Source organism: Pararobbsia alpina (genome assembly GCF_902859895.1).
Lineage (GTDB): Bacteria > Pseudomonadota > Gammaproteobacteria > Burkholderiales > Burkholderiaceae > Pararobbsia > Pararobbsia alpina.
Genome location: NZ_CADIKM010000009.1, coordinates 107,215 through 130,021 on the forward strand (window position 1 = coordinate 107,215; position 22,807 = coordinate 130,021).

Here is a 22,807-nt window from a genome sequence, read left to right on the forward strand (position 1 = left end):
TTCAAGGCATCGGCCGCGTTTCGTGTCGGACTGAACGTTGCGTTTGAGCGCCGACGTCGGCCCGTGCCCCCTTCAAATGAATCGCCACCACACTCGGCGAGCGGATATCGCGAAGCGCCTCGCGCCCGCGAGATGATGATCTCCGCTCTAAGCTCGCACCTCTTCCAGACGACTGCTCGCGAGGTGCATGCGCCCCCTGGAGGCCGCCGCGTGTTCCTTGATGAGGCGATAGACGGTATCGCCAGGCACAGTCTCTGATTCGAGCAATAGGTCGGCGATCGCGCGCAACACCGGTTCGTTGGCACGGAGCAGTGCATAGCAGGCGTCGTTCAACTCCTTGAGCAGCACGTTCGCGTGCTCGATGGCGTTCTTCAACTGCAGGCCAGCATACTCCTTTGGAAGTGCTGCAAGACTGAACAGGCTACTGTCGACGTTGAAGCCGAACTTCGACACCATGTCGAGGCCGATGCGCGACGCCTCCTGTAGATCCTGTGCGGCACCGCTCGATGCTTCGGCGAAAATCAGCAATTCGGCGTTTCGCCCGCCGAGCAGGACCTCTATCTCGTTACGCATTTCCGTTTCGCGGTACAGATACTTGTCCTGCGTCTTTGTGACCAGTGCGACGCCCAGTGCGCCGCCTCGCGGCAGTATCGTCACTTCCTCGAGCACCCCGGTGCCAAGCAATGCGGCAACGAGTCCGTGCCCGGCTTCGTGAACGGCAATGCGAGTGCGTTCTTCTTCCGACAGCGCGCGTTCGGCACCGCTGACATCGCCAATGCGCGCAATCTTGATCGCCTCGATGAAGTGCGTCGAGCTCACTACATCGGCGCCAGCCTTGCGCGCCACCAGACCCGCCTGATTGACGATCATCGAGAGCGTGGCGGGCGACAGGCCAGTGGTCAGGCGAGCGAGCTGGGTGAAGTCGATGTCGTTGGACTTCGCCGTTAGTTTCGCTGCGTAAAAGCGGAGGATCTCGGCGCGATCTTCGAGATCCGGCAGCCGCACCTGCACCGTGCGATCCAAACGGCCTGGGCGGCGCAACGCTTCATCGAGATTGTCGGGGTGATTCGTCGCTGCCACGATGATCACGCCTTCATTCGACTTGAAGCCGTCCATCTCGGCCAGCAACTGGTTGATGATGCGATTGCTCTCCGCTTCTACGGGGCCGCTACCCGTGTCCGTACGCTTGCCAAGACCGTCGGCTTCGTCGATGAAGATAACGGTCGGTCCATTCTTGCGTGCCAGATCGAAGAGGTGCTTGACCTTCTGAATGCCCACGCCGTAGTACTTCGCGCTGAAGTAGCTTCCAGTAATGGAGATGAAATTCGCGCCGCATTCGCCGGCGAGCGCCTGCGCAAGACGCGTCTTGCCTACACCCGGACCACCCGTCATCAGAATTCCGCATGGAGCGCGTACGCCCATGCCGATGAACTGGGTTGGGTCGGTCAGGTAGGCGTGCACGTCGGCAAGCGCGGCTTTCGCTTCACCCGCGCCAATCACGTCATCGAAGCGTATTGCCGGGGACTTCTCGAGCAACATGGCCCCGCCTCTCATCTCACGGCGCATGAACCATGCGAGGCCGCCTATCAACAGAAGTGGCAGAAGCAGGCTCAACACATCGCGCGTCTTGTCGAACACATCGGCCCAGCGTGCCATGCCCGGGTGGATGTTCGTGTCCGACAACCAGACCAACTGATACGGCGAACTGCTGCCGGCTTTCATTTCGCCAAGCAGGAGCGCATTCGAGAACGCGGCATTGTGATCGGTGACGAAGTATTTTTCGCCCCCTCTTGTCGACACGAGGATGGCGTTCCTGCTCACGCCGATCCCGACGACGTGGTCCTCGCGAAGATCACGCAACATCTCCGATGCATCCTTTTCCTCGCGAGTCCACGCAGACGCGTCGTTGCGCATCTGACTGGCGATGCCCGTCAGAGCGGCATGAGCCTTGGCGTCGCGCTGTTCATCCCGCCAATGCAGGAACACTACCGTTGCCGTAAGCGCCGTTGCGGCCGCACCCAAAATCACGTAACGGCCAATTCGTGACCACAGTGAATTCCTTGCCGGTTTCATCAATCAATTTCCAAAATGGGCCGCATGTAGAGCGCCACGGCTAGCTTCCTGGGAAACGCGAGAGGTGAACGGGCCCGTCGCTGGCGCGCGCACCGCCTGCCGGAGGCTGCAACATCAGATCGGCGCACGGCTGATCCGCTAGATGTCTCGGGGCGTCGAAATGACCGAGGCAGGCATGCTGTTGCTCAATGTCCGGCTTGACTCAAGGTACATGTGTAAGGTAGGCAAAACCATACTACCAACGGTCAGGACTGCTTCTACATCCGGGTAGCGATCTCATACATACGTATAGCGCGCGCAGTCGGGCGAAGCACGCTTAGTGGGTCCGCCGCTGGTCGGACTGCATCCTGCGCAAGTCGTAGCGGCGCGCGCAACGGCCTCCCGGATCCTGCGGGCTCTGTCGTTCGTCTCGCAGCACACCGTGCAAGCAAGCGGCGGACACCCCAAGAGGTGCCGCTCGCGGCGCTGGGTACCTGAACCGCTACTTGACAGCCCGTTTCCACCAGCTATGGTCAGTAATACGGGTCGCACCAGAACAAGCATCCAACGGGATATCCGATGAATCTTGACCCCCTTAGCTCCTTGCTGGCGGCTGTAGTTGTCCTGTTGATCGGTACGCTGGTCAATCGCAGGGTCGCCGTGCTGTCGAGATACAACATCCCGGATCCCATTACCGGCGGCCTGCTGTTCGCGGTGCTTGCCGCGCTGGTCTTAGAGACCACGGATTTCAAGGTCACCATCGACCAGAGCATCAAGCCGGTGCTGCTGCTGATGTTCTTCGGCGGCGTGGGGCTGGGCGCCGACTTGCGCACACTCCGGCGCGGCGGCAAGGCGCTCATCATTTTCCTGATCATCCTGTTTCCCTACATCGTCGTGCAGAATGCGGTCGGCGTCGCGATGGCAAAGGCCCTGGACCTGCACCCGATCTTCGGGCTGGTCGGCGGCTCGATCACCCTCGTCGGCGGCCACGGTACCGGCGCAGCCTACGCCGAACGCTTCGCGGAAGTGAACAACCTTCAGTCCGTGATGGACCTGTCGATGACCGTGGCCACGCTGGGCCTGATTGTCGGCGGCATCATCGCCGGTCCGGTCGCGCAGTACCTGATTACGCAATACCGGCTGCGAAGCGAGGCGAAGGAAGCCGCGAGCGACCGCGCACAGGAAGTGGCGACGCCCATTGCCACCGTTGGCGCGATCGGCGCGCTCGCCGGCATTTTCGCTGCGGTCGTCTTCAGCCGGTGGCTGGCTGCGCAGGTCTCCGGCGGCGCGATCACGATACCGGCTTTCCTGTGGTGCATGATGACCGGCATCGCCATTCGCAACCTGAGCCCCTTCATTGGCCTGCGCTTCGACGACCGCGCCACAGAACTCATCGCGAACGTGTGCCTGTCGCTGTTCCTGGTGATGACGATGATGGCGCTCGACCTGGTCGAAGTGGTGCTCTCGGCAGGGCCATTCCTTGCCATCATTGCCATGCAGGTGGTGTTCATCGTCCTGTACGTTGTCTTTATCTGCTTTCGCTTCATGGGCCGCGACTACGAGGCGGCAGTCACCTCTGCGGCGTTCATTGGCTTCAATATGGGCTCCACCGCAACCGCGATGGCGAACATGCAGGCGATCACCGCGAAGCACGGACCTGCGCCGACCAGCTACCTGATCGCTCCACTCGCCGGTGCGTTCTTCGTCGACCTGATGAACGCCTTTGTGCTGACGTTGTTGCTTGCGCTGCCGTTCATGGGAGGTTGACCATGCGCGCCACCATCGCCGTGCTCCTGGCGGTCTGCATGACCGTATTCCTGGCTGGCTGCGGCGGCGGCCCGGATGTCACAAGCCTGCGGGCCGGGGTCAACGCTCGTCTGGCCCAGGCGCTGCCCGCCGGGACCGTGGAGCTGGTCGGCCTCGAGCGGCGAGGCTCCAAGGCGGACACAAAGGCGCCCGCGGGCGAGACGCGCAGGACCGTCTATTTCGATGCGCAGCTGCGGCTCGCGCGCGACTTCAATTTCGGCGGGTGGGACGCGCCGGGCGTCGCCGGCCTGGTTTCCGCGCTGGGCGCGGGCCCGAAGGGCATTTCCGGTGTGACCTCGGGCGGCAACAAGGCGGGCGACATCATCCGCGCCCACGGTACGGCGCTCTTCAAGCGCGAGGGGGATCGGTGGATCGCGGTCACGTCCGGCGGCTACCGGCCGGCCGAGGCGCCGGGCTATGCCACCAACGCTGCGCCAGGCGCCGCGGCCATCCTGGATGCGATGCGCAAGGTGGTCGATTCGGTTCCGAAGGACGCTTCGCCCGCCGAGCAAGCAGCGATACAGCAGGAGCTATCAGCGGCCTACGCCAACATTCGCTCACGGCTTGCGCGCGCGGCGGACGGCTACGCCATCGCTGCCGGCGCGGAGCACGGACAGTACCTACGCTTCGCCCGCGCGCTGGCCGATGAAACCAAGGTGCGGGTGGTGCCCCTGATCACGCGCGGCGGCGAAGAGAACCTGCGTCTGCTGCGGGCGGGCAAGGTCTCCGTTGCGCTTGCGCAGGGCGATGCCGCGCTCGATGCCTATGAGGGCAAGGGCTCCTTTGTCGCGGACGGGCCGTACGCTTCGCTGCGAGCGGTAGGAAGCTTGTATCCGGAAGCCGTCCATGTTTTGGTGCGGGCCGACGACTCGCTCACATCGCTCGCGGATTTGCGCGGCCACAAGGTCGCCATAGGCGAACCGGGCTCGGCGTCGCGCCTCACCGCGCTGCGCGTGCTCGAGGCGCATGGGCTTGGCCTGAAGGACATAGCGCCGCAGGAATTGAGCATCGGCGCCGCGCTGGTGGCGCTACGTCAGAAGCAGGTCGATGTCGTGATCCAGGTGATCGGCGTGCCGGCGGACAGCGTGCGCGACGCGCTTACGGACGTACCGATGCGGCTGTTGCCGCTCTCGGAGCGCGGCATTGCCGCGTTGGCTAGCGCGAATCCCGCGTACTTTCCCTACACGCTCTCGCGGGGCGTCTACCCGAACCAGCAGCAGGACGTGCATACCGTCGCGACCGCGGCGCTGCTCCTCACGGCTACCGACCTTTCCGATTCGGAGGTGGCCGCCCTCACCCGCCTGGTTTTCGCGAACGGCAACGATCTCGCGGCGCGCGGCAGCGCGCAAGGCGCGCAGGTTTCCGCAGCGACGGCGTTGCAAGGGCTGCCTGTGCCCCAGCATCTCGCCGCGTCAAAGGCACTCGATGCGATGACCGGTGGCGTCAAGCGTGAGTAGCCCGACTAGTGACACTCGCGCTTTCATCGACTTACACATGACCAGGAAACGAGACCACAATCCTGTAGTGCCGTGTCGACTCTTGCACGCTATTGCCCCTTCACATCTCCCCCGAGAAAAACATGAACGTATCCGAACGCCTCGCGCAAGCGGGCCTCGAATTACCGCCGCCCGTCAACCCGCTCGGCTCCTATCGAACGGTCTCCGTTTCGGGGAACCAACTCTATGTTTCCGGTCTTGGCCCCTTCGAGGATGGCAAGCCAATCGTCGGAATCGTCGGCGGCGATATGTCTCTGGAAAGGGCTCAGCATGCGGCACGTCTGACGATGCTCATGATCTTGGCCTGCGTCGATCAGGCATGCGGGCTCGACAACGTAGAGAGATGCAGCCGGCTGACAGTCTACGTGCGCGCTGAACAGTCGTTCACTCAGCATCCGCAAGTGGCCAATGGTGCCAGTGAGCTCTTGCTGACGTTGTTTGGGCAAGACAGGCTTCCGGCTCGAAGCGCGCTGGGCGTGCACACCTTGCCGATGGGCATGCCGGTCGAGATCGACAGCATCTTCGAGTTGAAGCGCTAAGAATCTGCCGAGTCACACGATACGCCGCCCTGTGTGACGGTTACGATTGCACATCCTTGTTCTCGGGCGCATTGCTGCTCGCATGTGCCCTGGAAAAGATCACGGAAAAGCGCATGAATGACAACCGGCAAGGCTCTGCGGATCTTCGTTGGAAATTTCTCCGGGGCATCCTGCTGCCAGTAGCGGCCGTTGGCCGTTGGCTGGACCGGGTTGACCCCGGTACGCACCGTCGAATCAAAGGGTTGCGGCTCGTGACGGCGTACGGCATCGCGGCAGCACTCGGGACGTTGCAGGATATTGCCCACAGCGTGCCCAGCAGCATCTCGCTGGGTTACCTTGCCGGAAGTTTCGCTCTTTGGGCGAGCGTGTCCGAGGGGAAGGCGACGCGCGTCGAGTCGAGCCGTGATCTCATGCTGCTGAGTCTTGCCGCCGCGCTAGGCGCAGTCCTGTTCGTGGTTCTTTCCCGGCCGTTGCAACTTGTGGGTCGAGCGGAACCGGAACTGGTTCTCGTGACCGGTGCGTTTCTGGTCGGATATCTCAAACGATTCGGCATTCTGGGCGCAGGAATCGGATCGCAAATCTTTATTGGGGAGTTGCTCGCATACGGCGCCCGTCTGACGACTGACGATCTTTGGGCTATTGGGGTTGCCGCGCTGATCGCCGCGCTGGCGTCGGTCGTGCCACGCGTGCTAAGCGGCCCCGCAGAGCGGCCCGTCGCGGTGGCGGCGCTCGCTGCCGGACCGGCACCCGCTCCCGGGAGGCGCTCGCCTGAGTTGTTCATGGGACTGCAGGCGGCCATCGGCGCGTTGATCATCGTCGCCCTGAACGGCTTGATTGGCCTCGAGGAGTCTGCCTGGGCGATCACCGCGTGCACCTATGTCGTCGCAGGCTCAGCGACCGGCACGATACAACGTGTGCGTCGCCGGATTCTGGGTACGTTGATTGGCGTTCCATTAGGTCTCGCCTGTCTGCCGATTGCTGAGCATGCGCCCCTGCTGATCTGGGCTGCAGCCGCACTCGCGATGGTAGTGTATGCGATGGCCTTACCAGAGCGTTACGACATCGCCTGTGCAGCGTTCGCTTTCACGTTAATTGTGACGCTTGCCGCAAGTGGTGTGCATTCAGTCGCCCTGCTTGCAGCCCGTGCCTGGGAGACGCTTCTCGGCGGGTCAGTCGGCCTGGTTGCCGCCATGATCATTTTTCCGCTCCAATCTTCGGGCTCCAAGAAATAGGCTGAGTGAAGCGCGCGAAGAGACTGGCCGAGATCAATACACCTTGAAGCTTTCGGTGCGTGCCATCACTGCCAGTCCGATAACGGCAATACCCGCGAAGAGCGCTGGCAGCAGGAAGACATTGGGCAGGCCCAAGAATGCAACCCCGAAGCCGCCCGCGACGCCTCCTAACGCCGAGGCGAGAGCCGTCGAGCTCATGAAGATTGCCGACGCCGTCGCTACCGCGTTGGGAAGCAGGCGTTGAGCGACGATGATGCCCAGAACCACGAATATGCCCCAAACACCACCCATGAGGATCTGTCCGGCGAACATGCCCACTGCGGACGACCAGAGCGCAAAGCAAAGATTGGCAAACACCCCCATGGAGGCCGCGATACACATCAACCACACGTTGCCAAGTTTGCGGCCCAGCCCGATGCTGAAGGGCATGATGAGCAGCTCGATGAATGGCTGTATCCCGATGACCGCTCCCCGTACTGCCGGACTTAGCTTGAGGTGTTCTTCCATGTGGATCAGCAGGAATCCGTACTTCACCGGCTCCCCCGCGTAGACCAAGACGAAGAGTCCTGTGAACGTCAGCAGTGGAAGCATGGCACGTAGGCTGGAGTGACGCGCGGGCTCACTCGCCGACTCCGGCTTGAGCTTGATGGTCGGATTCAGCGTTCCGAGAGGTGCAATCTGTAAAAGCATGCAGATGGCGGTCATCCAAAGCATGGGGCGCAGGCCATAGGCAGCCGCCAGCCACGCTCCTAAGACAGGACCGACGATCCATCCGCCGGTAAGCGCCATACGGATGATGGCAACGACACTTTCATTTGCGTTGTCGGGCTTGTGGCTGAGTTCATCGTGGACGGCCGCAAAAATTTGCGAGGCGGTAGCACCGGAAACGGCCAGCAAAGCGACGGCGATGATGAAGGGCATCCAGACCGAAGTAGAGAGGGCCAGCCCTGCCCAGCCCACAAAGCCCGCCGCAGCACACATGCGAAAAAGACCGAGGCGATTCCCTGTGTGATCGGAGTAGCGGCCGACGAAATACCCCGCGACTGGAGCTGCAAGGCTGGTCAAGTAATAGAATCCCGCCAACGGCAGCGAGGCGCCGAGTTCCTTCGCCAAGAACAGAACGATCTGTGGAGCAGCCGCTGACGTGCCGAGACCCGACAGAAACATCGCAATCGTTGCGCCGAGAAGTAGCCTCGAAGCTGCAACTTGACGCAACGCAGATTGACTACCGGTTCGGTCAGACATCGTGACAGATTGACTACCGCTTTGCTCAGACATCGTGAGACGAACCCCCGGGTTATGCTCGTCAACTTGTTCGGCAACGACGGTCCGTCCGGCGCGCACGCTGGAGATTATCGCGACCGCCTCTCGATTGCTATGGTCAGGTCGAACTGGTCACTTCCGCATTGCCGAAACAACGGGCTAAAGCTTGAAATTGAAAACGCTTGAGCAGTCCGCGTTGGTCAACCGCGGTCATCCGATCCGGCGGTCGCGATGGCCGCAACTTGCCGGACTCAGACGGACGACGACCGTCCCAGATCGACGCGTCTCCGTCGTTCAAGTCTACGCTATCGCCATGGCCGCTTCCTGGGGGTACAGCAGTCATTCTTTAGCAGCGGCAGCAATCCCATCCGGGTCCCTCCGAAAACGGGCACTTTCCGCCTTCGTCGGTCAGGGCACCTGCGACTCCTGCCCGATGTCCTTGAGCTCGCGATAAAGCGTCGAACGACTCACCCCGAGCAGATCTGCTGCCCCATCCTTGTCACCGTTTGCACTCGTCAACGCACGTTGCATGTGCTTCGCCTTTTCTCTCTGCAAATGCTCATGCAGCGGTACGAACGGGCCATCCTGATCCGGAGCCGCTGCGTCCATCTGCGACGATGCGTCATCGAGCTCAAGCTCGCCGGACACGAGAAATCGCATCAGCACGGCCTCGAGCTCACGGACATTGCCTGGCCACGAATGCGCTCGCAAACGCTCGATTTCGACGCGAGACAAGTCTCGCGCGGCCCTGCCATGCTGTCGCGTCAATCGCGCCAGCAACTGCTCGACGAGGAACAGAAGATCCTCGCGCTCGCGTAACGCCGGCAGCTGCACTCTCAGGATGTTGAGCCGATAAAACAGATCCTGTCGGAATTGCCCCTCCTTCACCAGTCTGGCGAGGGGCCTGTGCGTGGCGCACACGACACGCACGTCGACCGGTACCGGCACGAGCCCTCCCACGCGCACAATCTGCTGGTCGTTGATCGCTCTGAGCAGACTCGCCTGCAGGTTCATCGGCATATCGCCGATTTCATCAAGAAAGAGCGTACCGCCGTTCGCGATTTCGAACTTCCCCGGCTTGCCGCGCGTACGCGCCCCCGTGAATGCGCCGCCCTCGTAGCCGAACAGTTCGGCATCGATGAGATTCTCTGGAATTGACGCGCAGTTGACCCATACAAAAGGCCGATCTGCACGCTCCGACAACGTATGAATCGCGTTTGCGACAAGCTCCTTGCCCGTGCCGGTTTCCCCCTGGATCAGCACGGGCAATGCATTTCTCGCGGCGGTGTGAATGCCGCGCGTGACCCCCTCCATGCGCGGGCAGTGGCCGAACAAATCGCTCTCGCGAAATCGCGCCACCCATCCGGAGTTGTGGTTTTCGACCGCAACACTGCGATCTGACGCAAGCGCATATGCCTTCTTCAGAAGGCCGAGGTTGGAAAACAACGCCATGCCCACGGCACCGACAATCCGGCCGTCCTGATACACGGGCACCTGCCGCGTGATCAGTCGATGTCCACGCACCTCGAGCAGCTGTGCGACGACCACGCTGCTGCCTTGCGCCACGAGATGCAGTGGGGATTCCGGTGATATTGCGGCCGTCACGTGACGGCCGATGAAATCCTCCTCGTTGCCGCCGAGCAGCCGGCAATATGGCCCGTTGATGAACACGATGCGCCCATTCACGTCGACCGCGACGAGACAATCCGACACGTGATCGAGAAGGCTGCGAAAGAAGCTGCTTTCGTCCTGACCGGACGTGAACCAGTGGGGAATAGGCATAGAAATGATCGGATGTCCTTTCTCCTTTTCTGTCATGGCATTGCACACACAGGCTGTTGTGGTGCCGTGGATGGCACTGTGCTTGGCTATCGTGGTTCGAAGGCCTATTCCTGTGCCGAGCTTGAGAAGGTCGGCGCGATTCGACGCCGAACTTCAGCGATTTATCAGCCACCGGTTCGACGATTCGAGACAGGCCGCCGGCCACTCCCGGCGGCCGATGCCGAATGGAAAGTGGCCATGTACCCATTAGCGACGTATTTCGTCTTTTGGACGGTTACGGAAGTCGCATCGAGCTACGCTGGACGTAGTTCTGATGCCAGGACAACGCCTCCTGAAGCAAATGCGGCGTGTGTTTGCCGTAACTCTCGCGACAAGCTCGGTCGAAATAATCCTGCAGCATGGACCGGAAGTCTGGATGTGCACATTTTTCGATGACTTTCCGGGCCCTTTCTTTTGGCGAAAGTCCACGCAGATCGGCCAAGCCTTGCTCGGTTACGAGCACCGCAACATCATGCTCGGTGTGGTCGACGTGGCTCGCCATAGGCACAATCCGCGAAATGGTCCCGTTTTTGGCCGTGCTCGCGGAAAGGAAACAGGACAAGTAGGCGTTGCGCGCGAAATCGCCTGATCCTCCAATGCCGTTCTGGATCCTTGTTCCCATGACGTGCGTCGAGTTCACGTTCCCGAAAATGTCGGCCTCGATCATCCCGTTCATCGCTATGCATCCCAGTCTGCGCACGAGTTCAGGATGATTGCTGATTTCCTGCGGTCTCAGGATAAGGCGTTGGCGATACTTCGCAATATGATTGGCGAACCGCGCAAGACCAGCCGGACTCAGCGAAAGGGAAGTTGCAGACGCCGCGTCCAATACGCCGTCCCCGAGCAGGTCTAGCATACTGTCCTGCAAGACCTCGGTGAAGGCGGTCAAGCCACCGAAACCCTCCTTGCCGAGTTCAGCCACGACTGCATTTGTGATGTTCCCTACCCCTGACTGCAACGGCAACAGCGTTGGCGGCAAGCGCCCATGGCGGATTTCGTGACGCAGGAAATCAATAAGGTGGCCGGCGATCTGCCTTGAAGTTTCGTCGGGTTCAGAGAACGCGTTTGAGCGATCGGGGGCCTCGGTCTTGACGACAGCGAGGATTTTTTCAGGCGGACAACGCAGGTAAGGCCCGCCGATCCGATCGCCAGGGTGAAGCAGTGGGATCGGCTTGCGATGAGGTGGCAAGGCCGTTTGATAGTAGATGTCATGCATGCCATCAAGCCCACTGGGCTGATGCTCGTTGACTTCCAATATCACGCCTGCGGCACGCTCAATCCATGTCTTGTTGTTACCGACTGATGTAGACGGTATCAACTGACCGTCGGGGCGGATTCCGCTTACTTCAATAACAGCGATATCGATATCACCGTAAAAACCGAACCACGCATGTTGTGCGACGTGGCTCACATGGATATCGAGGTAGTCGACTTCCCCTGCATTTATCTTTTCTCGCAATGTAGGATCCGACTGATACGGCAGCCGCAGCTGAATGCCGTCAACGCTGGCCAGCTTTCCGTCGAGTTCCGGTGCGGTAGATGCGCCCGTGAGGAGGCGAACGCGAAAGTCTTCGCCTCGTGCGTGCGCTGCTTCGATCCGCTCCGCGAGCGCACCCGGTACGGCCTTGGGATAACCCGCTCCCGTGAACCCACTCATCGCCACGGTCATGCCAGGACGGATGAGGGCAGAAGCGTCGTGTGCCGACATCACGGGGGTGCGCAGACGCGCATTCAGGCTAGTTGTACTATTCACTTTTTTACCTCATATCAATGTTTTCATGGGTTTGTCTCGATCGTTCACGCGCTCAGGCATCGATCGACTCGATAAACCGCTGAAGTTCCGCATTGAATCGTGCCGGTTGCTCGAGCATCGGAAAATGTGCCGCGTGCGGGATCATCACGAGCTTCGAGCCGGGTATACCGGACGCAAGCGCACGCGACTCTTCGGGCGGCGTGATGCGGTCATCTTCCCCGCAGAGCACGAGCGTAGGCATGCCGATGTCCGCGAGACGGTCGCGCAGGTTGGTGTTGTTCAGAGAGATGATCGCCTGTCTTGCGACGAACTCTGGCGTCTGTATCACTTCGTGCCTGGCAAAATCAACGAGCGAGTCGGACGCGTCTGCTCCGAACGATCGCACGGCCACGTCGCAACTTGCTTGCGCGATGCCGAGCCGTTCGATTGCCGCAAGTACATTGTCTGCTTTCACCGCCTCTCCGAGGCCGCTCGCTGTGGTGTCAACGAGCACGAGGCCGCGCAAACGCCGGGCATGAGCAAGCGCAAAGCGTTGTGAAATGACGCCGCCCATCGAGAGCCCGACAAGGACCGCCGGTTCGAGATTCAACTCGTCGAACAGCATGGCGAGATCGTCGACGAATGCATCGACTGTATAGGCGCGATCCGTCGGACGGCTCGACGTGCCATGACCGGGCAAATTCAGCGCAATGACCTGATATGCATCGGCGAATACGTCCACCTGCTCACGCCAGAACGCACTCGTAGTTGTAAACCCATGACAGAACACGACTGGCTTCCCCTGTCCGTGAAGCTCGACTCGCATGTCCCCGATGTTGATTCGCTGGCTCATATCACCCCTTCTCAAGAATGGCGCAGGAACGACCCTGCGACCTACAATATGCAAATACGGTGCCACTCCATGGCGCAACAACAGCCTGCGAACGCAATGCCAAAACTTATAAGGGAGAAAGGCACGTCCAGCCATTGCAATAGGGGTTCGCGCCAGGCGAGATCATCGCCAGAAATCCTATCTTTGGGATTCGAGTGTCAAATGTGAGACGAATGCTATGCGGACCCCGACTGATTCATGTCCGTCAGGACCGAAGCAGTTCCTTTCGAGGTCTTCCCGGAAACGGCGTCTGGCGAGTCAGCTTGGTTAGCCGCCGAAGTAGATGTCGCAGAAGCTGATCGGACCGACGCACCGGTCCTTCTTTTCCGCGCGGCTATCCTGCTTCGCGAGGCCTTCCGTGCGGGCTCCGGCATTCGTGCGAGCCTGCGACACTGTTTGTGCCGAAGCGTCGACGGGTGGCGCCCCACTTTCCTGGGCATTTGCGGCGGCGGCGGCGGACATCGACACCGCAATCAAAACACACTTGAGCGATTTCATTTGAAAATGAAGATTTTGCATTTAAGAGTCCTATGTTTTACTGTCAAGAGAAAGACACTGTCTACATCTGTCTACATTACGGATAGCACAGAGAATCCTGGACTAAAAATCAAGTGGACGGCTGCGCCTTGAGCAAGGCCCGGGCGCCATCGGCCATCACCAGCAGCGCACCGGCCAGCATCATCACATCCTTCAGCACCAGCCGGCCCGCTCCCGAAAGGTACGGGAAGCCGTGTTGGGCATCACCCAGCGCCGCCACCCAGGCCTCGGGCGTGGTGAACAGAAAGGACAGCGTCACGATGGGAGTGAGGAAGGCCAGCGCCGCCCCCACGAAACCCAGCCGTCGCGAAAACAACCCCGCCAGGGTGAGCAGGCCGATGGACAGTTCCACCGTGCCCAAACCCTTCGAGAAAACGTAAGTGTCGTTCGCGGTCTGCCAAGCCCGCTCAGACGGCTTCAGCTCACCCTCGTGGGTGAGGTGGGTCTTGTACTCTTTAGGGTGTTCGTAGAAGAAAAACATCACGGGGCTGTTGGCCACGAAGGGTGTGATGCTGTCCGCTTCGTAAGGCACGAACTTCAGCGAACCGATCCATAGAAAGACGATTGCGATGGCGATACGCATCAAGTGACTGCCAAAGCGGTTCGAACCGGCAAGCCAGACAAGCAAGGGGCGCAAAGAGTGGGTCATGTTCGGTGCTCAGGCGTTGGCCTGCTCCTCGCCGGTGGTGTCGAAGGCATCGAGCGCACGGGTTGAATAAACTATGGCCGCTCCCGCGTTGATGGCCACAGCCACCCCGAGGGCCTCGGCGATCTCCTCCTTCGTCGCGCCGAACTTGCGGGCCGCGGCGGTATGCACGGCAATACAGCCATCGCAGCGCAAGCTGACGGCAACCGCCAGGGCAATGAGCTCGCGCGTCTTGTCGCCGAGGTGATCGGTCTTCTGACCGGCACCGCTTAGGGCGACATAGCCCTTGACCGTGTCGGGGCTGTGCTTGCCGAAGCCGCTGACGCCGGCGGAAAGTTGCTTGCGATACTGGGTCCAGTCGTGCATGTGCATGTAGATCTCTCGTTGGGTGTAGGTGACACACATAGTAGATATCAAAAGGAAATGGCTTTTGTTCGCGACGCGCAATTCGTATGCCGATCGGCTCAATGAGCAGGACGGTGCGCACCATGGCCGACGCCAGCGACGAGTTGCTTGCGATAATGCTTTCAGTCGTGCATGTTCATAGATCTCTCGTTGGGTGTAGGTGACTCACATAGTAGATATCAAAAGGAAATGGCTTATGTTCTCGACGCGCAATTCATATGCCGATCGGCTCAATGAGCAGGACGGTGCGCACTTTGGCTCGCCCCCCACCCCTGACTCGTTGAGTGCCATCTCACCGCTGCTGCGAGTGCGGCCGGAACTGCAAGAGGTGTGCAGGTTCACCTCGCAATGGAAGACCGTGCACGAAGCGGAATCTCCGGGCTGGGCTCAGTTTCATATTGTGACCAAGGGTAGCTGCTGCCTTGAACTGCAAGGTGGGAAGTGCTTCCAGCTGGAGGCGGGCAATCTGCTGCTGCTCCCGCATGGCGATGCCCACGTCGTGCGCTCGAACCGCCGTGGCCGGAGCACGGGGGTGCCGATTCAACTCGAATGCAACGACGCAATCACGATCAAGACCAACACCGACGATGAGAGCGACACCGAATTGATCTGCGGCCGCCTACACTTCGAAGAGGTTCCCACCAGCCTCGTCATCGCCGCGCTGCCCAAGATGATGCTACTAAGTCTGGGCACGGAGCAGTTGCTTGGCCACCTGCGAATACTGGTGCAGATGATCGATGAGGAGTTGGAGGCTGCCCGTCCGGGAGCGGCGGCCGTCGCGACCGATCTGGCGAGCGCGCTCTTCGTAATCATGCTTCGCACTCATTTCGAGCAGGCGGAATCCGCCAGCGATCTTATAAGGCTGCTCGCAACGCGCGCTTCCGCCCGGGCCGTCAATGCAATGTTGAACGATCCGGCGCATGGCTGGACGTTGGAGGAGCTTGCCGCGGAGTCGCACGTCTCGAGGGCCACCTTGGTGCGCACCTTCCAGAAGGCGGCCGGCATGGCCCCGCTCGCCTTTCTCACCGAATTGCGTCTGGGGTTGGCCCGGCAAAGCCTCACCGCCACGAATGCACCGCTCATGAAGGTCGCAATGGCGGTCGGTTACGACTCCGAAAGCGCCTTCGCGCGGGCCTTCAGGCGACGCTTCGGGATCTCGCCGGGCAAGCTGCGCGGTATCCATCAAAAGCGGGCTGATTGAAACGGGGGTGCGAATGTCTAGTGCAAAATGTCTTAAATCTGCGGATCGTCGTAGATGGTGTGGAAACAGAGCCGCATCAATTTTTCTGCTTATCTGAGATATCGCCTGTCGTTACGACGCGCGGTACGTCGCCGAGCAAATATCGGGGACCGCTCCCGCGCCGTCGAGCAACGTCCTCGGGATTTTGGAGCGAACAGGATTTCAGAGACAGGCACCCACAACCCACGCAGGACGCGAGCTGGTCGCGCAATGCGATGAGCCGGTCGATACGCTCCTGCAGCACAGGCTGCCACGCGCGCGAGAGTCGTTCCCAATCCTGCTTTGTCGGAGTGCGCTGCCCAGGTAACGTTTCGAGGGCCGAACGAATCTCCGAAAGGTTCAATCCGACCGCCTGCGCGGCGCGGATGAACCCGACCCGACGGAGCGTCGCCCTCGGATACTGCCGGTGCCCCCCTTCTGTTCGGGTACCGCGAATCAGACCCTGATCCTCATAGAAACGTATCGCACTCGCCGCTACGCCCGAGCGCTTCGCAAGTTCGCCGATTGTAATTGCCTCGCTCATGACGTTCCCCAGAATTTACTCTTGACTTCAAGTGTACTTGAACTTGAACAATGCCGTTTCTTTCCTTGTATCGTGTGAGACGGCAAAAACGAAGGGAATCACCACGCTCCACATCGTGTGGACCAAGGGGGGAAATATTTGCCCAAACTTTTACTTTTGTCAGAGAATTTCAATGAAAGACAAGCACGCCTCTATTCGGCTCATCGGTATCCCGGGAAGCCTTCGTCGTCACTCGTATTGCACAGCGATTCTGCGGACGCTGCGAGATGAACTCCTGGAGCATGTCACGCTCGATATCTTCGAGCTTGGTCAGATCCCGCTCTTCAACGAGGACCACGAAACTGAAGATTTCCCCTCTTCGGTCCAGACGTTCAAGGACGCTGTCGCACAGTGCGACGGCGTGGTCATCGTATCCCCAGAGTACAACTATGGCATACCAGGCGTTTTCAAGAACGCTTTGGATTGGGCCTCTCGACCCATGAACGCGTCGCCCTTCGCGGGCAAACCGACCTTGGTGATGACGGCCTCCCCCGCCTTCACAGGCGGCGTTCGAGCTCAGGTCCAAATCGCTGAGACGCTACGTGCGATGTTGGCCCATGTCGTTTCTTCTCCTCAAGTGGTGGTTCCCGCGGCACACACCAAGATTGAGGACGGGAGGCTCAAGGATCCTGTCTCGCTTGACTTTGCGATGAAGGCCATTGACGCGCTTGTCGTCGCTATCAAGGAACGCCGACTTATCACCGTTGATTGACGTGAAAAAACCCGCCGCGGCTGGCGGGTTATGGAATAGGGGTCAAGCCAGTCACGCCGCCTTCCGGTTCGGACTGTTTACGTTTTACGACGCCGCCTTTGCCCATCGGCCGCCCGGCTCAGCCGTGCTTTCCTCAAGCGCCAGCGTGATGAATGCCCGTGCTGCCGCGCTTCGATATGCGCCTTGGCGCAGTAGCAACGCAGCGGTTCGCTGCGGCAGCGCCGGCTCCAGGTCCACCAGACACAGTTGTCTGTGCTCACGCGCAATGGCGGCCGGGAGCAGCGTTGCGAGCGCGCTGCGCTGCACGATCTCGATGACCGCGCTGATCGAATTGACCTCCATCGCAATGCGCGGAGCGACGCCATGCTGTCTGCAATATCGATCGATGTAGCGGCGCGTTGCAAACTCTTCGTTGAGCAGCACGAGCGCTTCGCGCTCGAACTCCTGAAGCGTCAGCGGGCCGCGCTTCTTCTTTGCGTACGGGTGAGACTTGCCAACCACCATCGCCAGGGCTTCGACGAACAGCACCTGGGTTTCGATCTCGGGGAATTGTGTATCGCTGAACGCGATGCCGACATCGAGCGCATCTTCATTCAACAACGCCTCCATCCGCTCTTGCGGCATTTCGCGGATGTTCAGCGTGATGTTCGGATAGCGGCGGTTGTACTTCTCCAGCAGTGGACCGATCAGGTAAGCGGTAAATGTGGGGGTCATCGCAAGCCGCAGCGAGCCGCGGCTCAATTCCTGCACGTCGTGGATCGCCCGGCTACCCGCCTCCAAATCCTGCAACGCACGCTGCGCGTAGTGCATATAGGCCGCGCCGGCGTCGGTCAGCTGGATCGTGCGGCCTGACCGGTCGAGCAATTGCACACGCAGGGAATCCTCGAGCTGCCTGATCTGCTGCGACAGCGTTGGCTGCGACACATGTAGCGCCTCGGCCGCACGCGTGAAATTACGGTGTTCCGCGACCGCCAGAAAGTAACGGATATGCCTCAGCAACATGGGTGCCTCCAAACTATTGGTGTTTCCTATAATGGCAATCATAAACCGGTCTTGGACGCTATGGTTCGGCCGGCGCATTCTTCGTCCATCGGTTCTCAACCAACACCCAGATGGAGCGAAACATGCAAGAAATCATCAACGGCTTCCTGAAGTTCCAGCGCGACGCGTTTCCGCAGCGCTCCGAGCTTTTCAAGCAACTGGCCACGAGCCAGCACCCGCGGACTTTGTTCATCTCGTGCTCGGATAGCCGGCTCGTTCCGGAACTTGTCACGCAGCGCGAGCCGGGCGACCTGTTCGTGATCCGCAACGCCGGCAACATCGTGCCGTCGTACGGCCCAGAACCGGGCGGCGTGACTGCCACGGTCGAATACGCGGTCGCCGCACTCGGCGTCACCGACGTGGTGATCTGCGGTCACTCCGATTGCGGCGCGATGACAGCCATCGCCACCTGCAAGTGCATGGACCACATGCCGGCCGTACGCAATTGGCTGCATTACGCGGATTCCGCGAAGGTCGTCAATGAGGCGCGTGAGCACAAGAGCGAACATGACCGGGTCGACTCGATGGTCCGCGAAAACGTGATCGCCCAGCTCGCGAACATCAAGACTCATCCTTCTGTACGGCTCGCACTCGAACAAGGACATCTGGCTCTGCACGGCTGGGTGTACGACATCGAAACCGGCTCGATCGACACGCTCGATGGCACAACGAACCGCTTCGTTTCTCTTGCAGAACATCCGCGCGCTTGCGCAACCCCAGCACGACTGAACCTCGCTGCCTGACCCCCCTGCTGTCAACTTTTCATATCTCAAGGAGCATCATCATGACGCAAACACAATATAGCCAGGCCCCCCGTCAAGCACTGACCGACGCGATCATTGACGCGAAAATTCGCAAGGATCTGACGTTCGAGCAGATCAACGAAGGCACCGGCTTGAGCCTCGCCTTTGTCACCGCCGCGCTGCTCGGCCAGCATCCGCTGCCCACGGACGCCGCGAAGGTCGTAGCCGACAAGCTGGATCTGGGCGAAGACGCGGTTCGCCTGCTGCAAACCATCCCGGTACGCGGCAGCATTCCGGGCGGTGTGCCGACTGATCCGACGATCTACCGCTTCTATGAAATGGTGCAGATTTACGGTTCGACGCTGAAGGCACTGGTCCACGAAAAACTCGGCGACGGCATCATCAGCGCGATTAACTTCAAGCTGGACATTCAGGTGGTCGACGATCCCGAAGGCGGCAAGCGCGCCGTCATCACGCTCAACGGTAAATATCTGCCGACCAAGCCGTTCTGAGGAAGCCAGGGAGTCGTCCTTACGGGAAGGACTCCCCATATTGATTCGGCATACATATTCCAACTGAAAATACAAAGGTCTCAGACGCACTCGTCAAACTTTTATTCTCAATGGAGAGAGTCATGAATATCCGCATTCTTTCTGCCTGATTTATAGTGGAAACGGAAAGTATATGCAATCCAAAAGGCAACCTCTAACGCGCAAACTGACATGGCTGTTCGCGCTTACATCGGGCCTGGTTATCGCCAATATTTACTATTCGCAACCGCTGCTGGCTGTCGTTGCCGGTGAATTTGGTCGCTCGACAACGCATCTCGGCTTCCTGGTTACGTTCGATCAACGAGCCCGACGTGTCGAAGCTATCGCAAAGCACAGTGCTGTACTCGGGCACTTTTTGTGAGCGTCGAATGTATCGGGCGAGATGTCGCGCCAGTGCGCGCCGTGAAGAATCACAAAGTAGTTCATGGCCGGCTCCGTAGTGACTTTCGAGAAATCCTAACGAGACTGTACGGCTATATGATTATCAAAGGCCGCGCGGTGTCGAAAAAGGCGTGGTGACCGGCTGGCCATCATTGGGGCGCCAGCCGTCAGTGACGCGACCGTTCTTCGGTTGCTACGATTTGACATGCCGACATCATGACGTCATGATGTCGGCATGCGTACGAATCGTGACAGCCAACTTCCCCTTTACGCGCAAGTGGAAGCCGCTCTAATGGCCAGTATTGCCGACGGGACCTACGCCCCGGGAACGCAACTGCCAAATGAAGCCAGCTTGCTGTCGACGTTCGGGATAAGCCGGACAACCCTTCAGAAGACCGTGCAGAATCTCATTAGCCGAGGGTTGATTGAAATCCGCCGCGGGAAGGGCACATTTGTTTCACAACCGCGCCTTACACAAGAACTCACTGAACTGAGCGGCTTTGTGGAGGACATGCGCATGCATGGCCGCCATCCGACAGCGCGGCTGATCGGCAAGCAAGTTGAAAACGCGAGCGATCCTGTCGCTCACAAGCTCTCGCTTGAGCCCGGTGCACCGGTGGTCCACATTCAGCGCATACGCATTGCTGATGGGACACCGCTATCGTTCGACGAGACATGGTTGCCGAAGGACATCGGCGAGAAGATCATTGAGAACGACCTGGAGGTCGAGCCGATCTTTTCGTTGCTTGAGCAGAAGTACGATACGCCACTCATCGAGGCGGAGTACAGACTTGAAGCGATCGCTGCAGACAAGGTTGTCGCGCGAGCACTTGAGATCAAGGCGGGCAGTCCGATTTTTCTCATTGAACGCACGTCGTACAGCGAGCAGGGCCGTCCCATCGATTATGAAAAATTGTATTACCGCGGCGACCAGATCCAGTTCGTGACGCACCTCACTCGGCGCAAGCCGCACGGCCGGTAGGGCGGCGCGGGGTCATCATGGATACCGACTACGCAGTCTGGCTGTTTGCCGTGTCGCTTGGGGCTAGTGCGCTAGGCGGAATGCTGGGTATGGCGAGCGGCATTTTCATCGTGCCCATCCTGACCGTGTTCGGCCACATCGATATTCATATCGCAGTGGGTGCCAGCATCGTCTCGGTCATCGCGTGTTCTTGCGGCGGCGCCGCACCGTTTCTTCGTGGTCGTTTGACCAACGTCCGGCTTGCCATTGTTCTGGAAATCGCCACGACGCTGGGGGCATTATCTGGCGTGGTGATGAGCGGTCTCGTCCCAGTACCCGCGCTCTATTTCATTTTTGCCGTGATCCTGATGCTGTCAGCACAGCAAATGCTTGCGAGGCGTTCCGATCCTGTCGTTGCCGCCCCCGCCGCAAGCATCGATTCGTGGAGTTCATCGTTATGTCTGGATTCCCGCTACCCGGATCATGCGCTCGGACGCGAGATCGAATATCGCGTGCATCGCGTCGGGCTTGGCATGTCCTTAATGTACGGCGCCGGACTGATTTCAGCGTTACTTGGCATCGGTAGTGGCGTCCTCAAGATCCCGGCAATGGATACGGCATTGCGCCTGCCGATCAAGGTTTCCTCCGCGACGTCGAATTTCATGATCGGAGTGACAGCGGCGGCAAGCGCTGGCGTCTACTTCGTGCGCGGCGAAATCGTGACCGCGATTGCCGCGCCCGTGGCGCTGGGATCAGTCGTGGGCGCGGTGCTCGGGGCTCGTGTCCTCATGCGGGTATCGAGCGACAAATTGCGCGTGCTTTTCGTCGTCGTGCTCGTGATCCTTGCGGTGCAGATGCTGCTCGAGGCATTTGGTATTCGCCTTTTCGGCGTTTCGGCATGAGATGCGCGGCATCGAATGCGCCAATGCTTGAACGGTGGCTGGCCGGACTACTGTATTACGGCACGTTGGTGGCCGCCAGTACGGTCGCCGCAGGACTCACGATGACGCTGCTGGGCCCATCGGCTCGCGGTTGGCCCTCCGCAACGGCTGTTGTCGGTGCCCATATCACCACTGTAGGAATTGCGCTCTTCATCCTCCTCCCGATCATGCGTCTGATATTAATGCTGGGTGTTTTCCTGCATCAACGCGACTATCGTTTCAGCGCGATTGCCGCACTGGTGCTGATGATTGTGGTTGCCGGATCGATGATCGGCGCATCGTGAGTTGCGGTCATACGATGGGGGAGCGCGAAACTGTTCCATTTTTTGGTTAAGCGCCCGTTGTCGATGGTGTTTGAGACGTTCCATGACGGATCTGCCGCACATGCCGAGGTCCGCATATGGCCGACTTCTGCCTGATGACGCCAGCCTCAAACTGCCTCAGTTCACATCATGCCGCCGGCAGCGCTCCCCGTGCCACCAGTGCCGGATGTAGGTTTGGACGTCGTTGTGAGCGGATGGGCGAGACCCGCCGCGGACAGCAGCGAGACCGCAGCCGGATCGGGCATGCCATTGACGTCGATGGCGCCGGCTGTCGCCAGCACGCCGAGATCGCTGTCGACCCCTGCTTGCCCGACGATAAACGGCGTCGTCAGAAACGCCGGTGCCGTCAGTGTGACCGCATAGTGCTGCTGCAAATTCGTGACGACGGCCGATTGCGCAGCCAGTACATCGGTCTGATTTCCCAGCACCCGCTGGAACTGTGAGTTGCTCGGGAAGCTCGCAATCAGGCTGGTCTCGCTTGTGCCAAGTTGCGAAGCGAGGTAGACAAACATCAGTTCGGTCTCGGGTGTCGTATTGAAAGTGCCGCCGGCAAATGCCAGCGAATGCAGGGTCGTGCTGCCGGAGTTCACAGCGAGGATGCAGGGAAGCGTGGCGTTGAACGTAATACTGTAGTGTCCACCGCCGTCTGACAGAGTGGAGCCCGAACCCGACGCACAACTGAAGGTAACCATCGCGCTGGCGAGCGCCTTGCCGATGGCTGCCGTGCCGGATAGAGCGACGTTTGGCATCCCGTTTCCGCCGCCACAGCCGTTGAGGCCGAAGCAGGCGCTTCCGCCACACGCGACGAGTGTTGCGAGCGAAGCCCCGCAAAGTGCGGCCAGCGCCGGGCGAACGAAACGCACATTGTGAGTGTTCATGGCCGCCTGCCGTCGATAGAAGAAGATAAGGCGAGCCGCCCCACACAAAAGGA

At 60.0% G+C, this 22,807-nt stretch carries 22 protein-coding genes; 11 read left to right on the forward strand and 11 right to left on the reverse strand.

Features of this window, described 5'->3' with window-relative positions; all coding sequences use genetic code 11:
• Positions 1-147: 147 nt before the first annotated feature.
• Positions 148-2,073 (reverse strand): AAA family ATPase, encoded by a 1,926-nt coding sequence (locus HV670_RS12360; RefSeq protein WP_175105072.1) that lies wholly within the window; start codon positions 2,071-2,073, stop codon positions 148-150.
• A 558-nt stretch (positions 2,074-2,631) separates the two neighbouring features.
• Between HV670_RS12360 and gltS the strand changes: the two genes are divergently transcribed.
• The 4 genes from gltS to HV670_RS12380 all read left to right on the forward strand — a co-directional run bounded on the left by gltS (position 2,632) and on the right by HV670_RS12380 (position 7,125).
• Positions 2,632-3,819, forward strand: a complete 1,188-nt coding sequence (gltS, locus tag HV670_RS12365) for a sodium/glutamate symporter (protein ID WP_175105073.1) — start codon at positions 2,632-2,634, stop codon at positions 3,817-3,819.
• Between the two features lie 2 nt (positions 3,820-3,821).
• A complete protein-coding gene (locus HV670_RS12370; RefSeq protein WP_175105074.1) occupies positions 3,822-5,315 on the forward strand; it encodes a TAXI family TRAP transporter solute-binding subunit in 1,494 nt (497 codons plus the stop codon).
• A gap of 122 nt (positions 5,316-5,437) precedes the next feature.
• A complete protein-coding gene (locus HV670_RS12375; protein ID WP_175105075.1) occupies positions 5,438-5,893 on the forward strand; it encodes a RidA family protein in 456 nt (151 codons plus the stop codon).
• A 113-nt stretch (positions 5,894-6,006) separates the two neighbouring features.
• Positions 6,007-7,125 carry an FUSC family protein gene (locus HV670_RS12380; protein WP_175105076.1) on the forward strand — a complete coding sequence of 373 codons (1,119 nt, stop codon included), beginning with the start codon at positions 6,007-6,009 and terminating at the stop codon, positions 7,123-7,125.
• Positions 7,126-7,158: 33 nt separating this feature from the next.
• Here HV670_RS12380 and HV670_RS12385 read toward each other — a convergent pair whose 3' ends face one another.
• The 7 genes from HV670_RS12385 to HV670_RS12415 all read right to left on the reverse strand — a co-directional run bounded on the left by HV670_RS12385 (position 7,159) and on the right by HV670_RS12415 (position 14,382).
• Positions 7,159-8,292 carry an MFS transporter gene (locus HV670_RS12385; RefSeq protein WP_217478413.1) on the reverse strand — a complete coding sequence of 378 codons (1,134 nt, stop codon included), beginning with the start codon at positions 8,290-8,292 and terminating at the stop codon, positions 7,159-7,161.
• 504 nt (positions 8,293-8,796) lie between these two features.
• Positions 8,797-10,170: a sigma-54 interaction domain-containing protein gene (locus HV670_RS12390; RefSeq protein ID WP_175105078.1), complete on the reverse strand. Its 1,374-nt coding sequence runs from the start codon at positions 10,168-10,170 to the stop codon at positions 8,797-8,799.
• 274 nt (positions 10,171-10,444) lie between these two features.
• Positions 10,445-11,962: a succinyl-CoA:acetate CoA-transferase ScpC gene (scpC, locus tag HV670_RS12395; RefSeq protein ID WP_175105079.1), complete on the reverse strand. Its 1,518-nt coding sequence runs from the start codon at positions 11,960-11,962 to the stop codon at positions 10,445-10,447.
• Positions 11,963-12,014: 52 nt separating this feature from the next.
• Complete coding sequence (locus HV670_RS12400; protein ID WP_175105080.1) at positions 12,015-12,794, reverse strand: alpha/beta fold hydrolase; 780 nt, start codon at positions 12,792-12,794, stop codon at positions 12,015-12,017.
• Positions 12,795-13,100: 306 nt separating this feature from the next.
• Positions 13,101-13,352 (reverse strand): hypothetical protein, encoded by a 252-nt coding sequence (locus HV670_RS12405; RefSeq protein WP_246257287.1) that lies wholly within the window; start codon positions 13,350-13,352, stop codon positions 13,101-13,103.
• 88 nt (positions 13,353-13,440) lie between these two features.
• A complete protein-coding gene (gene rclC / locus HV670_RS12410; protein ID WP_175105081.1) occupies positions 13,441-14,019 on the reverse strand; it encodes a reactive chlorine resistance membrane protein RclC in 579 nt (192 codons plus the stop codon).
• A gap of 9 nt (positions 14,020-14,028) precedes the next feature.
• Complete coding sequence (locus HV670_RS12415; RefSeq protein WP_175105133.1) at positions 14,029-14,382, reverse strand: carboxymuconolactone decarboxylase family protein; 354 nt, start codon at positions 14,380-14,382, stop codon at positions 14,029-14,031.
• A gap of 235 nt (positions 14,383-14,617) precedes the next feature.
• Between HV670_RS12415 and HV670_RS12420 the strand changes: the two genes are divergently transcribed.
• Entirely contained in the window at positions 14,618-15,622 is a 1,005-nt protein-coding gene (locus tag HV670_RS12420; RefSeq protein ID WP_175105082.1) for an AraC family transcriptional regulator, read from the forward strand.
• Positions 15,623-15,698: 76 nt separating this feature from the next.
• Here the strand turns inward: HV670_RS12420 and soxR are convergent, their stop codons facing one another.
• The gene (gene soxR / locus HV670_RS12425) at positions 15,699-16,184 is read right to left on the reverse strand and encodes a redox-sensitive transcriptional activator SoxR (protein ID WP_175105083.1); all 486 of its coding nucleotides are present in this window, start codon (positions 16,182-16,184) and stop codon (positions 15,699-15,701) included.
• A gap of 172 nt (positions 16,185-16,356) precedes the next feature.
• Here soxR and HV670_RS12430 point away from each other — a divergent pair, with 172 nt between their 5' ends.
• On the forward strand, positions 16,357-16,935 hold the full coding sequence (locus HV670_RS12430) for an NADPH-dependent FMN reductase (RefSeq protein ID WP_175105084.1): 579 nt from the start codon (positions 16,357-16,359) through the stop codon (positions 16,933-16,935).
• An 84-nt stretch (positions 16,936-17,019) separates the two neighbouring features.
• Here the strand turns inward: HV670_RS12430 and cynR are convergent, their stop codons facing one another.
• Positions 17,020-17,937, reverse strand: coding sequence for a transcriptional regulator CynR (cynR, locus tag HV670_RS12435; protein WP_175105085.1), 918 nt, complete (start codon positions 17,935-17,937; stop codon positions 17,020-17,022).
• Between the two features lie 122 nt (positions 17,938-18,059).
• Here cynR and HV670_RS12440 point away from each other — a divergent pair, with 122 nt between their 5' ends.
• The 5 genes from HV670_RS12440 to HV670_RS12460 all read left to right on the forward strand — a co-directional run bounded on the left by HV670_RS12440 (position 18,060) and on the right by HV670_RS12460 (position 21,837).
• The gene (locus tag HV670_RS12440) at positions 18,060-18,719 is read left to right on the forward strand and encodes a carbonic anhydrase (RefSeq protein ID WP_175105086.1); all 660 of its coding nucleotides are present in this window, start codon (positions 18,060-18,062) and stop codon (positions 18,717-18,719) included.
• Positions 18,720-18,760: 41 nt separating this feature from the next.
• Positions 18,761-19,231, forward strand: coding sequence for a cyanase (gene cynS, locus HV670_RS12445; protein WP_175105087.1), 471 nt, complete (start codon positions 18,761-18,763; stop codon positions 19,229-19,231).
• 655 nt (positions 19,232-19,886) lie between these two features.
• On the forward strand, positions 19,887-20,633 hold the full coding sequence (locus HV670_RS12450) for a GntR family transcriptional regulator (protein ID WP_175105088.1): 747 nt from the start codon (positions 19,887-19,889) through the stop codon (positions 20,631-20,633).
• 17 nt (positions 20,634-20,650) lie between these two features.
• Positions 20,651-21,514: a sulfite exporter TauE/SafE family protein gene (locus tag HV670_RS12455; protein ID WP_175105089.1), complete on the forward strand. Its 864-nt coding sequence runs from the start codon at positions 20,651-20,653 to the stop codon at positions 21,512-21,514.
• A gap of 23 nt (positions 21,515-21,537) precedes the next feature.
• A complete protein-coding gene (locus tag HV670_RS12460; protein WP_175105090.1) occupies positions 21,538-21,837 on the forward strand; it encodes a DUF1634 domain-containing protein in 300 nt (99 codons plus the stop codon).
• A 161-nt stretch (positions 21,838-21,998) separates the two neighbouring features.
• Here the strand turns inward: HV670_RS12460 and HV670_RS12465 are convergent, their stop codons facing one another.
• The gene (locus HV670_RS12465; protein WP_246257289.1) at positions 21,999-22,754 is read right to left on the reverse strand and encodes a hypothetical protein; all 756 of its coding nucleotides are present in this window, start codon (positions 22,752-22,754) and stop codon (positions 21,999-22,001) included.
• Positions 22,755-22,807 lie beyond the last annotated feature (53 nt).